The organism is Flavobacterium poyangense, assembly GCF_011751075.1.
Lineage (GTDB): Bacteria > Bacteroidota > Bacteroidia > Flavobacteriales > Flavobacteriaceae > Flavobacterium > Flavobacterium poyangense.
In genome coordinates, this window is sequence record NZ_JAALLN010000010.1 from 105,146 (window position 1) to 121,164 (window position 16,019).

At 34.5% G+C, this 16,019-nt stretch carries 14 protein-coding genes; 7 read left to right on the forward strand and 7 right to left on the reverse strand.

Going from position 1 to position 16,019, the window contains the following annotated elements:
- Positions 1 to 60: 60 nt before the first annotated feature.
- Complete coding sequence (locus G3A47_RS15755; protein WP_166924011.1) at positions 61 to 1,398, reverse strand: hypothetical protein; 1,338 nt, start codon at positions 1,396 to 1,398, stop codon at positions 61 to 63.
- A gap of 34 nt (positions 1,399 to 1,432) precedes the next feature.
- Entirely contained in the window at positions 1,433 to 3,835 is a 2,403-nt protein-coding gene (locus tag G3A47_RS15760; protein ID WP_166924013.1) for a TonB-dependent receptor, read from the reverse strand.
- Positions 3,836 to 4,219: 384 nt separating this feature from the next.
- Here G3A47_RS15760 and G3A47_RS15765 point away from each other — a divergent pair, with 384 nt between their 5' ends.
- Complete coding sequence (locus tag G3A47_RS15765) at positions 4,220 to 6,310, forward strand: M43 family zinc metalloprotease (protein WP_166924015.1); 2,091 nt, start codon at positions 4,220 to 4,222, stop codon at positions 6,308 to 6,310.
- Between the two features lie 137 nt (positions 6,311 to 6,447).
- On the opposite strand, the gene G3A47_RS15770 is transcribed toward G3A47_RS15765, so the two are convergent.
- Both G3A47_RS15770 and G3A47_RS15775 read right to left on the reverse strand, forming a co-directional pair.
- Positions 6,448 to 7,908, reverse strand: a complete 1,461-nt coding sequence (locus tag G3A47_RS15770) for a glycosyltransferase family 2 protein (RefSeq protein WP_166924017.1) — start codon at positions 7,906 to 7,908, stop codon at positions 6,448 to 6,450.
- Positions 7,909 to 8,349: 441 nt separating this feature from the next.
- Positions 8,350 to 8,784: a PepSY-like domain-containing protein gene (locus tag G3A47_RS15775; protein WP_166924019.1), complete on the reverse strand. Its 435-nt coding sequence runs from the start codon at positions 8,782 to 8,784 to the stop codon at positions 8,350 to 8,352.
- A gap of 362 nt (positions 8,785 to 9,146) precedes the next feature.
- On the opposite strand from G3A47_RS15775, the gene G3A47_RS15780 reads away from it, so the two are divergent.
- The 3 genes from G3A47_RS15780 to G3A47_RS15790 all read left to right on the forward strand — a co-directional run bounded on the left by G3A47_RS15780 (position 9,147) and on the right by G3A47_RS15790 (position 11,314).
- Positions 9,147 to 9,599, forward strand: a complete 453-nt coding sequence (locus G3A47_RS15780) for a carboxymuconolactone decarboxylase family protein (protein ID WP_166924021.1) — start codon at positions 9,147 to 9,149, stop codon at positions 9,597 to 9,599.
- A 70-nt stretch (positions 9,600 to 9,669) separates the two neighbouring features.
- On the forward strand, positions 9,670 to 10,008 hold the full coding sequence (locus G3A47_RS15785; protein ID WP_166924022.1) for a YciI family protein: 339 nt from the start codon (positions 9,670 to 9,672) through the stop codon (positions 10,006 to 10,008).
- Positions 10,009 to 10,072: 64 nt separating this feature from the next.
- Positions 10,073 to 11,314: an RNA polymerase sigma factor gene (locus tag G3A47_RS15790; protein WP_166924024.1), complete on the forward strand. Its 1,242-nt coding sequence runs from the start codon at positions 10,073 to 10,075 to the stop codon at positions 11,312 to 11,314.
- 132 nt (positions 11,315 to 11,446) lie between these two features.
- Here the strand turns inward: G3A47_RS15790 and G3A47_RS15795 are convergent, their stop codons facing one another.
- Positions 11,447 to 12,055 (reverse strand): thioredoxin family protein, encoded by a 609-nt coding sequence (locus G3A47_RS15795; RefSeq protein WP_166924026.1) that lies wholly within the window; start codon positions 12,053 to 12,055, stop codon positions 11,447 to 11,449.
- 3 nt (positions 12,056 to 12,058) lie between these two features.
- Positions 12,059 to 12,538: a TlpA disulfide reductase family protein gene (locus tag G3A47_RS15800; RefSeq protein WP_166924028.1), complete on the reverse strand. Its 480-nt coding sequence runs from the start codon at positions 12,536 to 12,538 to the stop codon at positions 12,059 to 12,061.
- A 207-nt stretch (positions 12,539 to 12,745) separates the two neighbouring features.
- Here G3A47_RS15800 and G3A47_RS15805 point away from each other — a divergent pair, with 207 nt between their 5' ends.
- Positions 12,746 to 13,468 (forward strand): AAA family ATPase, encoded by a 723-nt coding sequence (locus G3A47_RS15805; protein ID WP_166924030.1) that lies wholly within the window; start codon positions 12,746 to 12,748, stop codon positions 13,466 to 13,468.
- Between the two features lie 85 nt (positions 13,469 to 13,553).
- Here the strand turns inward: G3A47_RS15805 and G3A47_RS15810 are convergent, their stop codons facing one another.
- A complete protein-coding gene (locus G3A47_RS15810; RefSeq protein ID WP_166924032.1) occupies positions 13,554 to 13,793 on the reverse strand; it encodes a hypothetical protein in 240 nt (79 codons plus the stop codon).
- A 429-nt stretch (positions 13,794 to 14,222) separates the two neighbouring features.
- Between G3A47_RS15810 and G3A47_RS15815 the strand changes: the two genes are divergently transcribed.
- Positions 14,223 to 15,101, forward strand: a complete 879-nt coding sequence (locus tag G3A47_RS15815; protein WP_166924034.1) for a helix-turn-helix domain-containing protein — start codon at positions 14,223 to 14,225, stop codon at positions 15,099 to 15,101.
- Between the two features lie 71 nt (positions 15,102 to 15,172).
- Positions 15,173 to 16,009 carry a Rossmann-fold NAD(P)-binding domain-containing protein gene (locus G3A47_RS15820; RefSeq protein WP_166924036.1) on the forward strand — a complete coding sequence of 279 codons (837 nt, stop codon included), beginning with the start codon at positions 15,173 to 15,175 and terminating at the stop codon, positions 16,007 to 16,009.
- Positions 16,010 to 16,019: the final 10 nt, after the last annotated feature.

The window sequence follows — 16,019 nt, forward strand, 5'->3', positions numbered from 1 at the left end:
TATTTAGAATATTTCAAAATAAGAATCAATGAATCTGTTTTAATTTTTCAACAAAAATTCCTAGAATACTCCAATATAATGATTCCCAGGTTTATTGATTAATTTAGCTCCTTTTGTAACTGCACCTGTAGCAACATCAATAACATAAATATTACCGTCTTTACCAACTGGAGTAACAGCAATAAAAATTTCGTTTTTATCAACTACAAAACCTTGATATTGATTAAAACTCAAATCAGCATCATAAGCAATCCCTTCAACTAACTTAGCTGTTTTTGCATTAAGGTCAATTCTGGCAATATAACTCTGTGCACCAGTCTGCTCATGTCTGTACAAAGCATAAGCAATACCTTTACCTGCATATCTCCATGCTTCAATATAAGATCCTTTTACTCCTAAAGCTTTATCTAAACTAAATACATACGTATTGTCATACTGATTGCTTTGGTTGATTTTTAATATGTATGATCCGTTTTTTAAATCTCTTTGAGTCGCCTGATAGATGTTACCATCAGTAGCTACAAAACTATTAAAACTTCTGAAGCCACTTGTATCTCCAAAAGCTACTGTAGAAGTAATAACCTGAGGATTTGTCAAGGATGGATAATCTACTATTACAGATTTAGATCCGATACGCTCAAATGTGCTTTCGTTTTGTCCTGTAGCCGGATTTGTTTTACGCATCCAGGTACCAATAATAAGTTTATCTCCAGCTTTGTTAAGCGTTGGAGCATCTAAACGAAAAATATGATGTCCTAAAGCTTCTTCAGCATCAGTTAATGGAATTTGGTATTGTTTTGCTCCTGAAATTAAAATATTTTTTAAATCTAAAGACAATACGGTTGCACCACCTCTGGTATGCTTGTAACTCTTATCTGCATTGGTAACGACTACCGGAGCAGTGATATTTACCGCTATACCTGTTTTATCTCCGTCAAAAAGTTTATTCCATCTTGGAGCTGTTCCTGCATACTGCGAAATATTTACTGTACTTCCTGATTGTTCAAATTTTGATGCACCATTTACTTTGTAAGTCATAAACTCACCTCCATTACTACCTGTATACGTAATATTAAAAAGTGTATTACCATCTACAGAAGATTGTAAACGAGCAGTTCTGCTTGACTGAACTGGCATTCCGTCATCATAAACATTAACAGAGAAATTAGCGTTTTTAGCATTTTCTTTACTGATCGAATATACTCTTGTTCCTCCATCTCCGTCACCCGCCTGCGTTTGCATCAATGCTCCGGCAACAGTTATCCAACGACTGTCTGCCGCAGGAGGAGGAGTTGTAGTATTTTCTTTTTTATCGTCGTCACTACTGCAGCTTGTTACTAGTCCAAATGTGGTTAAGATCAAACCACATGCAAGCAATTTAAATGTACCTTTTTTCATATTTATTGCATTAAAAAAATTAATTATTCACGTATTAAAAACTGTTGAACGTATAATTCAACTTCACATAAAAAGCTCTTCCGGGCTTTTGTGCCGCAAAATTGTCGTATACCTGCTCATTAAATATATTTTTCGCGTCAAAACTCAGGACAATTTTTTTATTTGGAAACATATAACTGGCTCCTAAATCTTGCGGAAACTGTTCCGGTGCATAATCTAACCCTTTCAGCCATCCGGTATAAAAAGAAGCCACATAACCAAAATTGTAATACAGATTTAGTTCTGAATTGCTTTTTATAATATCCTTAAGGTTGTACTGGACACTTCCATTAACTGTAAAGAATGGCTCGTTTGGCAATTGATTATTATAATAGGTCTGAATATTGCCATTATTATCATATTTCTCTTTAAACAACGAGCTAAACTTTGACATGTTTAACGAAACAAATAACCTGTCGTTATATGCATAATCTGCTGAAGCCTCAAAACCAATGGCCTGTGATTTTGACAAATTCACAAAAGGTGATGCTTCTACTGCTTCGTTTACTTTTTCACTTATACGGCGGACGATTTTATCCGCTGCATTTCTCCAAAAATAAGAGCCATTCAAAGAGATCTTATGCTCATTGTATTTATAAGGTCCAAATCGTAACCCTACATTCAGGTTATTACTTTGTTCCGGTTTTAAATCGGGGTTCGGGATTAAATTTTCTCCCGGGTTACCAAATATTTCACGATCAGACGGCAATCGATAGGCTTTTTCTGCAGAGGCTAAAATCATTACTTTTGGCATCACAAAATAAGAACCGGCAAATCCGTAACCGAAAACAGAAGTTGTATTTTCTATTATTTTTTCTGTTACAACATTTTGTCCGTTTTCTTTTACCAGAATCAAATCTTTCTGTGTGTTGCTTTGTCTGTAATGTTTTCCGAAAAGACTTGTTTTTAAGCGGGAGTCCAGTGCGTTTAATTCGTACCCCAATGAGGTAATACTTTTCTGAAGATCACGGGTTGGCTCAAAATTCCTTTGCAATTCAGGTTTCATTTCATCTGAATCATTTCTGTCCAGATTATAAAACATATTACCAAACACTATTTTATGATTCTCATTCAAGCTGTAATTAAGTCCTGCCCTGGTACTAAATATATTACTCTTAATCGTATTTAATGTAGCGGCACCTTGTTGAGCACCGGTATTTGTCAAAATTGGTTTGCCATCATCAATGCTGATTGCCTTTTGTCCGTCCCAGTTATATACCCATTTTACAGTATCATTTACTACTTCATTTCTTTGACTATAAACCGCATTCATCGTAAATTCAAGTCCTTTTACCAAAAAGTCTTTTTTAGCATAATTTAAACTCAACACATGAGCTTCTGCTTCTGTAAAACGGCCTTTATAAGGCTTTGTCATATATTGACCGTGTTGGATCTGGTTGTAATCTGCCGAGCCATTGTAACCAATTAAAAAAGTATCAGCCCAATTGACATTGGTATAACCGGCCTCTAACCTTCCGCCATACGATCGGTACATACTGTCAAAACGTTTAACTTTAACTTCTTCTCTTTGTCCATTAGGTTTTATATTGTAAACAAATCGTCCCCATACTTCATAATCGTTATCGGAGTAATTTAAAAATCCCGATCCTTTTACCGTAAAACCGGACTTAGCACGAAAAGTTGCGCTTAGATTACTCTGAAAAGTATTGAAGGAACCATACGAAACAGAGGCATTTAAAGTATTTTTAGCGCCATTTTTAAGGATAACATTAATAGCACCACCTAGTGCATCATCCGCCAAATGTGCAGGAATAACACCTTTATACACTTCGATGCGTTCTATCAATGCCGGCGGAATACTATTAAGACTAAATGAGGGACCATAAGTAGAAATCGGAATTCCATCGATAAATATTCTCACTGAATTCCCGGACATTCCGTTTAGATTGTAATCAACACTGGAACCCAGACCGCCATTTTGTCGAATTCTGACACCTGACGAACGGTCTAATAAGTCGTTTGTTTGGAGATTTCTTTTGGCAGCTTCCTGTGTTTCAATTACATTCACAGAAAATCCTTTGTTTATAATCTCTTTTTTGGCAGATACTTTCTGAACAACTACTTCTTCTAGAGCCTTTGGTCCATTTTTCTCTATCGTAATGTTTACCGCTAAAGTGGCGCGATTTAAAACAATATCGACTGTTTTTGTTTGAGCTTCAATAGAAGAAACTTCTAAAGTATAATTTCCATAAGGCAGTCCCTTAATCTCAAATTGACCGTCATTTTCTACAACAGCATATTTTTGAACACCAACAACCCTTACCGTAGCACCGAAAGCATTTTCATTATCACTAAAAGTTACTTTTCCACTAACATTTCCATTTTGTGACCAACCTGAATAAGTAATCAGAGTGAACATAAACAACAGTAACCTCATTTTCTTTGAATTTCTTAAATACGATTGCAAACCTAGTAATCTATTTTTACTTAATCTAAATAAGCAGATTAGAAGATCATTAGAATTACATTAGAAATTCTAATCTTAAAGAAAAAGAAAGCGGTTACATCCCTTAAAAACTTAGCTTCAAGACAAGTACAAAAAAAAACGAGTACTTGGTTGTATACATTTAAGGATTACAATTTGTACCAACAGAGGATCCTACAGTCTTAAAGACACATTCTATTTATCTTCAATAACAATGTTGAATTATTATTTATTTATAATGCATATTATCAAAATATTTTACATTTTTGTCAACTTTAATGAATAACTGACTTATTTCCCAAAATAATTCTTTGTTCGACTAACCCCACCCCAATTATGAAAAAAATCTACTTTACTCTATTTTTACTGTTCTCTTTAAAAATTCTGGCTCAGGATGTTGAGGATAAATGCGGCTTTAAGATCGAATTAAACAAAATGAATCCCGCCCTTCTTCAAAAACAGGAAACACAATTAAAAGAAAAAATCAAAGAATTAAACCAACTTGCAAAAACTTCAAAAAGTAATGAAGCTACTGTTTATCAAATCCCAATTGTAATACATATCATACATGTAGGTGAAGATATAGGAACAGGATTAAATTTATCTGAAGATGTCGTTTTAAACTATGTAAAAAGATTAAATCTATACTATCGCTATTTAAATGGTGATGTAAGCTTTGATCAGCGTTATGGTTTAGATGCTAATATCGAATTTGTTTTGGCGGTACGCGATCCAAATGGAAATTGTACCAATGGTATAAAAAGGTATGATTATTCTAACAATGCCACTTACGTTAGCAGTGGAATAAACAATGATACCGGAGTTCCTGATGTTCAAATTAGAACGGCTATGCAATGGGATCCAAAGAAATATTATAATGTGTATTTGGGAAAAGTTCCCGGAGTTAATGGTTATGCTTATTATCCCGGATCCTCTACAGACGGAGCATTTATTAATGCATCACTTGCCAGTAATCCCACCAATAAAACAATAGCGCATGAAATCGGACATGGTCTGGGTTTACGCCATACTTTTGAAGGAAGTAGTGGTACCACATGTCCATCAACAGATCCGCTTAAAGGTGATCTTTGTGAAGATACTCCACCACATCTTGAAACAAGTCAGGATTGCAATAAAAACCAGGATGCAGATATTAATTCATGTGCAACAGGGTATATTGATTCGAGAACAGGATTGTCTTTGAAAAGCAATAAATATTTTATCAATAATATAATGTCATACTCTCCGAATTCCTGTAAATTTATGTTTACTCAGGATCAGGTTAACAGAATGACAGCAACATTAGAAACAACCCGAAAAGGTTTATTGGCTAAAAATGGAAATCTATCATTAGTACCACTACAGCAGCCGGAGGTTGATTTTGTTGTAGATAAAACTGTAATCTGTCCTTCTAATAATACCGTTACTTTAAGAGACGCTTCCAGCTGCATACCCAATAGTTTTTTAACGAATAGCCAATACCCGGGTATTAGTTTTCTTTGGACCGTTACAAATGGCACTACAACGTTAAGCTCGACTATGCAAAATCCAAGTTTTGCTTTAACAGAAGCAGGCACCTATGATGTGACATTAACTGTTGCAACCACAACCGGAACGAGTACTAAAACGAAATCAAAGTTGATTTCGGTTGGAGAAGTTGGAACTCCTGTCTCTTGTAAATTTGGAACTTATCAAAGCGGAAACTTTGGCACAACCTTAAGTAAAGTCGAATTCGCTACCATACAAAATACGACTTCTGAAGGCCTTAACGATCAGTATTCTGATTTTAAATGCACTAACATTACCGAAGTTAATGCGTCTAAAAGTTACGAACTAAAAACCACGATTTCTACTTCAACAAGTCGAAACAGTTATGTAAAAGCCTGGATCGATTACAATAACAATGGTTCCTTTGATAAAAATGAAGTTGTATTTGCAGGCAAGTTATTAAAAAGTACAACCCAAAGCTTACGTTCTGTTTTGTCTCGCACTATTGTAATTCCTAATCAGACAGTAACTGATAAAGTTTTAACAATGCGTGTTATTTTCAGGTCTTTATCGTCTGATTTAGATCCTTATTCTGATGCCGCTATTTCTGACTCTGCTTGTTATACCAGCTCATTAAATGTTTTTGATGTTGAAGATTATGGTGTAGTTATCAGAGGCGGGACATTAGGTCTTGAAAATTTTGAAAGCGAAATCCCTTCTTATGTAATCTATAAAAACAACAATTCTTTTAGAGTTGAAACCAATAAAATACCATTGCAGGAAATCTATGTTTATGATATATCCGGTAAAGTTATTTATCATCTTAACAAAATCAATTCAGCTCACTATGACTTACCTATATTAAACAATAATCAGGTGTATATTATTAAATTGAAAGATACAAATGGTGCTGTTTACTCTAAAAAAATCGTTAATTAGCATTTTAACTTTTTAGAAGTCCATTATTTAAAGAATCTGCAAAAACAAGAAAGCTCCTGTTCAATAGAACAGGAGCTTTTCAAACAAATTAATCTCAATCAATTCAAAATTACAATTTTTATTTTTAATTTTTATTTTTAATTTTTATCTGATAGTCCACGGGTTAACCATCCTCTTTTATTTGCTGTTACGATTGCATACGGCGTAATCCAGAATAAACTGAAGGTATAAAATATACTGTACGAATAAGCCCATAAGGAATCGGCAAAATTGTATCTTTTGGCGTAAAATAAAACCGGAAAAGTAGACACAATCAATATACTTAGCAAAGTTGAACTTAAAAACAACAACGGATGCGCCAATATAAAATACAACATAAAAATAAGAAACGGATAAGCTAAAATAATCTGCAAAGATTGGTTTACAAACAAAAGTCTTGTTCCAAACTTAGATCCTTTTCTGAAATCTTTAAAAACATATTGCGCCATCATAAGATTCTCACGGACATTACTCCTGCTCCATCTGATAAACATTTTGTACAAACCGGTATACTCTTCCGGTACATTGGTTAATACAACTGCATTTCTCTGGAATAAAACATGAAGCCCTTGTTTTAAAATCATATTTGTCATGGCACGATCTTCTCCGATATCTGAAGGTTGCCCCATAAAGGTTTGGTTAATCCATTCCGGAAGACATTCCAAAACAGCATCTCTGCGGTAAGCTGCTGCAGCACCCGGTGTACAAAGCACTGATCCTAATTTACTTTCGGCAGAACGCATAAATTCGAAACTCATTACAAAACTTACGTTTAACATCTTAGGCAGCAATGCTTTTTTATTGTTCAAAACAAGAACATTCCCCGCAACTGCCCCACATTTTTCGTCTACTACAAAAGGGCTGACTAAATTTCTCAAGGTGTCCTTTTTTACGATCGAATCACTATCTACGGTTACAAAAATCTCTCCTGTACCAATTTCAAAACCACGGTGCAGTGCATGTCGTTTTCCTGCGTTCTGAGGCTGTTGAAAAATGGTCAAACGATCTCCTAACTTTAGTTTTGCCTGCTGCATCCAGTACCATGTATCATCTTTGCTTCCATCGTCAATAGCAAGTAGTTGTAATTTTTGCTCCGGAAAATCACTGTCCGCTAAACTTAGTAAGGTATCCCAAACCAACTTTCCTTCGTTATAGGCCGGAACAATAACAGTACAAGTTGGCAACAACTCATCTGAAACGGACTCGATTGGTTTGTAGCGTAAATAAAGAAATAAATTATAAACGAAAACACCGCTTTGAAAAACAAATAAAGCAATCGCTAAAATTAAAAAAGGAAATCCCCAAGTCGAATTTATTCGGTCTATTTGAAACTGATCAAAATCGGTTTGAAATTGATGTACCATAAAAGCGCCTGTCAGCATAAGTATAAAAGTACCTGTAAGTACCAGTAAACCTAATGGACTCGGCTTTTTTTCATTGTCTTTAACAGCTGTTTTACTCTTAACACGAAAAATGGAATTGTTTATAGAATGTCCGTTATTGTCTGTAGTATTGTTTGTAGTATAAAATTGTTCTGAAATAATTGTTTCACTCTTCATGTTGTACTTCTATTGATTTCTATCCTATGGCTTTTAAATAAATTTCCCGTAAACAGGAATTCACACTAACACATTTAGCAATGCGTATGCCATTATCCTATAAAAGGCATTTTGAGGGATTTACGATAAATCAATACTATTTTATGTGTATAAAGTTTATACACTTGTACAATGTTTATACAGGTTTTGTGTATCGGAAAGCTTAGTTTTTATTAAATACAGTCACTTTGAAGTGTTGCAACTGTCTCTTTTGTCAATTTTGAAAAGTACCCCAAATAGAGTTTAAAATTTCTTCTATACTAACGACAAAAAAAGAGAAATAGTATCTACCCATTTCTCTTTTTACATCAATTTTACATTCTACATTCTACATTTTACATTCTACATTTTACATTTTACAATATACATTTTACATTATCCGAATTACCCCCAGATGCTACTTTACTCTTTTTTCCCCTTTAGAATCTTGCCGTCTTTAGTAAATTCAAGATCAATTTTGTTTGTCAAATCTACATCGAGGTCTTTATGACCATAATCAATATGAGTTATTTTTTCGTTCGGGTAGTTTTTTGCCACGTATTCTTTAACAGCTGCCGGAATAAAGGCGGTCGGAATTGGATTTTTACCACCATCGACCTCCCGATAAGAACCATCTTTCCAGAATTCTACCTCAGTTCCGTCTTTCAATATGACTTCATACCCTTTCTCACCGTGTTCCGCATCTTTTTTAACAACTTCAACAGCGGTATAACTAAAATGTTTTTTCAGAAAATCTTGTGATGCTTGCGGAAGTTCCGTTATTTTGATTCTCTTTTGTGCGTTAGCCGATATTGCAAAACCCAGCAATACTGCGGCGAAAATGATTTTTATCTTCATAATTCAACTGTTTTTAAGATTATTGCCTTACTAATTTACTACAAGCAAAAATGTTTTCAAGTTAATTTAAGAAAGCTTTATCACTTATAAAATGCTTCTTTACAAATGCTAATCAAATTACTCTTTGCTATTTGATATCCCTTTATCGACCATTACAAACTCTATTTCAAGTACAATTTCGTTGACAAACAATTACAAATAAAAAACATTACAAATAAATGCTCTTTTTTTTCTGCCTGGAAGCCCCGTAAACACTCACTTCTTTCTTTTCGTTTATTTTTTTTCTGTTTTTTTTCTATTTTTTTGTCCAATTCTGAAAATTCAATTGTTATTAGAGTATAAACATTTAAAAATCATACAATATGGAAACCAGAATTAATGTATTTGAAAAAGGTCAAAAAGCAATCGGAACTTTATTCGGAATTACCGGTTATTTGAAAAAATCCACAATCGAAAAATCTCTTATGGAATTAATCGATTTTAGAGTATCACAAATTAACAATTGTGGCTATTGCTTAGACATGCATTCCAAAGAAGCATTGGCAAATGGTGAAACTACCCAACGTTTATTTGGATTAAGCGTCTGGAGAGAAACTCCCTATTTTACAAAACGCGAAAGAATTGCCCTTGCTTATGCAGAAGCAGTAAATGCCTGTGATGTTCCCGATGAAATTTACAACATCGCACAAGCCGAATTTACAGAAGACGAATTAATAGATCTTACACTTGCCATCACTGCAATTAACAGCTGGAATCGCATAAACATTGCTTTTGCCAATACTCCGGGAACTTACAGAGTAGGGCAATTCGGCTAATTAATAAAGCTTATTATACCCGAAAAAACACTTTACAAACGTAGATTAACAACTTATAAAACATAAAAAAATGAATGAATTTTTATTGATTTTCAGAAGAGATTTTATAACCAAAGAAACACAACCATCCCCTGAAGAACTGCAACAACATTTGCAACAATGGCAAAATTGGTTTGGAAGTCTTGCCGCACAAGACAAACTGGCAAGACCCCTACAACGTTGGGACGGGCAAGGTAAACTTGTTTCTTCTACTAAAGGAATTACAGATGGTCCTTTTGTTGAAATCAAAGAATCTATTGGAGGACTAATTATAATCAAAGCCAAAGATTATGACGAAGCAGCCGAAATTGCAAAGGGGTGTCCGGTTTTAAATTCCGGTGGAAATGTTGAAATTCGAATGGCCGTTTAAACCTTGAAATAACAAATATTAAAAATGCCTTTGTATCTTTACTTAGGCATTTTTACTTTACACGATGGAAAACAAAGAACTTATACCTCACTTATTTCGAACTGAATATCAAAAGATTGTTTCTGTTCTTTCTAACTTATTTGGCATTCACCACATCGAAATTGCTGAAGATATTGTGAGTGATACTTTTTTGTCAGCTTCAGAAACCTGGGCTATTAAAGGAACTCCTGACAACCCCACTGCCTGGCTGTATACTGTTGCCAAAAACAAAACGAAGAACTACCTGAAGCGAAATACTCTTTTCGAAACCAAAGTATCTGCTGAAATAAAATACAATACCCCACTAAACAATCCCGAAGTCGATATTGATTTATCGGATCAGAATATTGCCGATAGTCAGTTGGCTATGATTTTTACGGTTTGCAATCCCTGCAATTCGAATGAAGCGCAGATTGCGTTGGCCTTAAATTTATTATGCGGTTTTGGAATATCTGAAATCTCCGACGCTTTCCTTTCTAATAAAGAAGTTATTTACAAAAGAATCAACCGCGCCAAGGAAAAACTTAAGGAAGAGAATATAAAAATTCAAAATCCAAACATCACGGAAATAAAGGACCGAATAAATACCGTTTTGAAAACCATTTATCTTATTTATTCTGAAGGCTACTACTCTACTTCGCAAAATACAACATTACGCGAGGATCTGTGTGCCGAAGCAATGCGTCTGACCTATTTATTAATCGGTAATAAAAATACGAATATACCGGAAACAAATGCTTTAATGGCTTTGATGTGTTTTCATTCTTCCAGATTTGAAGCCCGAACAGCTGAAAATGGCGAAATTATCTTATACGAAAACCAAAACCAATCCCTCTGGAATCAGGAATTAATTGATCGGGGAATGTATTTTCTAAGTAAATCTTCATCCGGAAATACACTTTCAAAATACCACCTTGAAGCCGGAATTGCCTATTGGCATACCCTTAGAGAAGATACTGCCGAAAAATGGCAGCACATTCTCGAATTGTACAATAATCTGATCATTTTAGAATATTCTCCTATCGTAGCTTTAAACAGAACGTATGCCTTATCTAAAGTAAAAAGTAAAAAAGAAGCAATCACAGAAGCAGAAAAACTCAATTTAACTGACAATCATTTTTACTATTCTTTACTTGGAAATTTATATACTGATTTAGATACAAAAAAAGCCTTAAAGCAATTTGAAACAGCTCTAAGCCTTGCCAAAACAAGTGCTGATAAAAATATTATTAGAAGAAATATCGAACAACTGAGTTCAAAAAACTAAGCAAAACAAAATTTTACCAATACAACACCGGGAATCATTCCCTGTTTTCATGAAAGCTTAGTCTCTTACTTAAGGCAAAAAAACAAAAAACGCCTCAGAAATTGAGGCGTTTTAAATCATGGTGTAATCCAATTACACTTTAGCTTTTCTTTTTACGGTACAACCAATTTCTTTCGTTTCTGTTATAGTTGGCTTCTGGTTCTTTTGTAAAGCCGAAATAACCTCTTCGACATATTTTGTCTTTACTTCTTTATCCCCTTCCGGATCATTGTCAATCGCACCGGTATATTCTACAACAGTTCCTTTTGCACTTTTTGAAACAACAAAAAGATGTGGAGTATGTTTGGCTCCGTACTGGTCGGTAACCACCTGCCCTTTATCGAATAAATAAGGGAAAGCATATTTTTTTTCTTTAGCCAAATCCTGCATTTTAGCAAAAGTATCTGCTTTTGATGCTTCCGGATCATTTGGATTAATTGCAATTACGGGATATCCTTCCGGTTTGAACTTTTTGTCAAGATCAATTATTCTTTGTTCGTATGCTTTGGCATAGGGGCATGTATTACACGTAAAGACTACAATAAAACCTTTTGCTTTTGGATAACTTTCAAAAGAAACCTCTTTGTTGTCTACATTTATAAGTTTAAAATCCGGTGCCGCTTCTCCGGCTTTTAGCGTTTTACTTTGTGCCTGAGAAAGAAAGGCCGTCAAAAACAACATAATGCTGATGTACTTTTTCATAATTTATAGTTTTTTATATTCCGTTATTAATTGTTCATAAGTAAGTTCGCTTTCGATAAACTTTCGTTTTTCATTTCTAATCAATAGTGTTGCCGGAATACTTCCCGACCATGAGGGCTCTATACGATCGATATATTCTTGAGGATTGCTCTCATTGAGAAGAAAGACTTCATTTTTTATCTTTTTTCTTTTGACAAATGGAACGACAGCCGAATTCAATTTCGATTTAAAATCTACACTGATTAGTAAGACCGCAAGCTTTTCTGACTTATGCTCCTGACTTAATTTTTCAAAATGAGGCAATTCTTTAATGCATGGTGCGCACCAGGTTGCCCAGAAATTAACCACATACGTACTGTCTTTTCCTTTTTTTATCCTTTCCTGAAGCTGGTCCACCGTAATAAGCTTTACTTGCTGACCATAAAATGTTGTTGAATACAGCAATAAAAAGCCAAAAATTATAAAAACTCTGATTTTCTTCATCTGATACCTAATTAAATTTCTTCTCTATTACGGAATTCACTCTTACAAATATAAATATTATATCCATTAATCAATCTGCTAAAAATAGGCCATTTTAAGCTCGATAGAAGCCTTACTATAATCTTAACGTTAAAATGTTTCTCAAACAAATTTTAGACGCTTATATTACAGAATAAGCTCTATTTTTGCATCAAATAAAAACTGCAAATGAATTTGTCCGAGCTTATCGTAAATGATACTGAAAAAATTGCGTTGAAGGATTTGTTTTTTAGTCCGGAGAACAAAGCCGCTTTAGCGCAGATTATCAAAGAGCATCACTATCTTGATGAACTAAAAAAATACAATCTTAAAGTAGATCATAAAATACTGCTTTACGGTCATTCAGGCTGCGGTAAAACCACAACTGCAAAAGCAATTGCAACAGCTCTGGGGAAAAACATTGTTATCTTAAATCTGAGCACTTTGATTAATGCCCGAATTGGGGAGACATCAAAAAATGTGAAAGCCTTATTTGACAAAGCCATTCGCGAAAAAGCAGTTTTGTTTTTGGACGAATTTGACCAAATCGGAAAAAGCCGGGATAGCGAAGACAAAGATGTTGGAGAAATGAGACGTCTCGTCAACACTATCATTCAATTGCTTGATTACTTTCCTGCTGACAGTTTACTTATTTGCGCCACCAACTATTACCACAGCATTGATACTGCTTTACTGAGAAGATTTCAGTTGCAATTGAAATTTGAAATGCCGCATCAAAACGAACTCGATATTTATTACGATACGATATTGGAGACTTTTCCAGCTCATTTTCGGGATATTCCACGAAAATATCAGGTTTCTTACGCCGAGGCCAAAGATTATATTCATACTATAATGAAAAAGCAAATTATTGCAGAATTAGAACTTTCTCATAAAAAAGACAAGGTTTAGCACAATTAAGCTTAACCCTGTCTTTTGGCGTCATGTTTTTTAACTTTAGAATTATTCCCTACTCACTTTTAATTTATGGGATACTTCATTCCTTTCGAATCAGATAAATTAGGATCTCTTCTTCCAATTCTTTGGATAAATTTTCAAATTCCAGTTTATTACGAAAATCTTTCTCGAATTTTTTTCTGTACTTTTCCGCTTTTATTCGGCTCTTGGAATACTCATCACAGATTGTTTTAAATTTGTTATCTACCAAATACAAAATCTTAAGCGATTCAATGTATTCGGCAAACTTCGTGTTGTATAATTCACTGGGAAGAGACATATTTCTAATTTTAATAAATTAAACTAAATCAAAAAGTTTAAGAATAAGCAACTCCCGACTGAAATCCTTTTCTACTAATTTCCTGTTGCTTTTGCTACGATTATTACAGTCTGTGTATTTTATTCAAAAAGCAACTTCCTTTTTAAAATACCATTCCACAACCTTATCATTTTGATCACTACTAAATTAACAAGAAGTATTAAACAATAACTTACAAAGAGGTTTCATTCTATAAAATGAAACATGAACAATGCGCATAATGCGATTTTGAAACACATAAAAATTAAAAAAACATTTGCATTGAAATTATTTGAATGTTTATTGCAAAAATGTTTCTATCTTGATGTAACAAAATCTCATTGTATTGACTCACTAACAAACTGACCGATAAACTATAAAAAACCGAACCTAAAGTAAATCTCAAAATCAATGACAACAGATATCATCGAATTAAATGACTTTATTGTTTTAATCGAACAATCAAATGCAACAAAAACATTCGTTCAGAAATGCGAGATAGATGGTGATGCAGTGGGATTCGCCTTTTACGGTTCAGGTAACGTCGAACTGGAAATAAAACACAATAAACAAACCAAATACTTAACCAACACCACCGGTTTGGCAATTTGCTTTTTTGGAAATCAGAAAGTAGAATTCGCTCATAAAATTGAACCGGATAAACCTTTGCAGTCTATCAGCATCTTTACCAAATTAAAAAACCTGCCTAACTTACCGCAAGCCGAAAAAGAAGTTTTTGAAAAGTATCTGCCCGATTTACTTAACCCCCGCGAGCATTTTGTAAAAGGCCCGTCTTTTTATATGACTTTGGATATGCAACTGGCTGTCCAGAAAATTTTCAATACCAATTATACCGATAATACCCGATTATTATTTTTAAAAAGTCAGGTCAATGAACTCCTGGCACATTTTTTCGGATTACTCGCTACGGATCAAAAGCAGGCTTTTTCTGAAAAAGACAAAGACAAAATTTTTCAGGCTAAAGAAATTGTCACACACAACTACTCACAACCACCTTCTATAACCCAACTATCTAAAATGGTTGGACTTAACAGCAATAAATTAAAAAAGAACTTTAAGGAGCTGTTTGGTGTTCCGGTGTTCAAATATGTTCAGGAAGAACGATTAAACAAAGCTTATGAGCTTTTGCAAAATAAAGAAAAAACGGTTCAGGAAGCTGCCTGGGAAGTTGGTTACGAAAGCATTAGTTCTTTCTCAAATGCCTTTTATAAAAAATTTGCAACCCGTCCGAATGAGGTAAAACAAAAGTACTTTTCAAACAAATTATAATTCTTTTGCAACAAATGATTTAATCCTAAACCGGGCACCTTTGTATCAGTAATCACTTAAAAATTATTGATATGAGCAAAAAGAAAATTTTAGTACTTGGTGCTAACGGAAAAACAGGAAAAAGAGTTGTGAAGCGTTTACAGCAGATAAGCGATATAGAAATCGGCATAGGTTCCCGCACCGCCGAACACCCCTTTGACTGGGAGAATCCCGAAACTTGGTCTGCCGTTATTAAAGGCACGCATACTGTTTACATCACTTTTCAACCCGATTTGGCTGTTCCAACCGCAGCAGCAATCATTTCACAATTTACAAGTCTTGCGAACGAGCTTGGAGTTCAGAAAATGGTTCTATTATCCGGAAGAGGTGAAAAAGAAGCACAGGTTTGTGAAGAAATAGTAAAATCCACTGCCAAATACTGGACTATTGTAAGAGCAAGCTGGTTCAATCAGAATTTTAGTGAAAGCTTCTTTTTAGAGCCTATTTTAGCCGGTTTTGTAGCATTACCCAGAGCAGAGGCCCTGGAACCTTTTACAGACGCTGACGATATCGCTGACGTGGTTACAGCCTGTCTTCTAAATGACAAACACAACGGTCAAACCTATGAACTTACCGGACCGAGATTACTAACCTTCCCCGAAGCAGTTAAAGAAATCGCCAAGGCAGCAAACAGAGAAATACAATTTCAGCCTTTAACACTCGAAGAATACAAACAAATGTTGCAGGAATATCAAGTTCCGGAAGATCACATCTGGCTGATTAATTATCTTTTTGAACAAGTATTGGACGGCAGAAACTCCAGCATTACAAACGACATAGAAAAAGTGCTTCACCGTAAAGCCACTGATTTTAGCACTTACGCGGAAGAGATTGCAAAAAGCGGAATTTGGAATGCAGTACAAGTCTAAAAACACAATC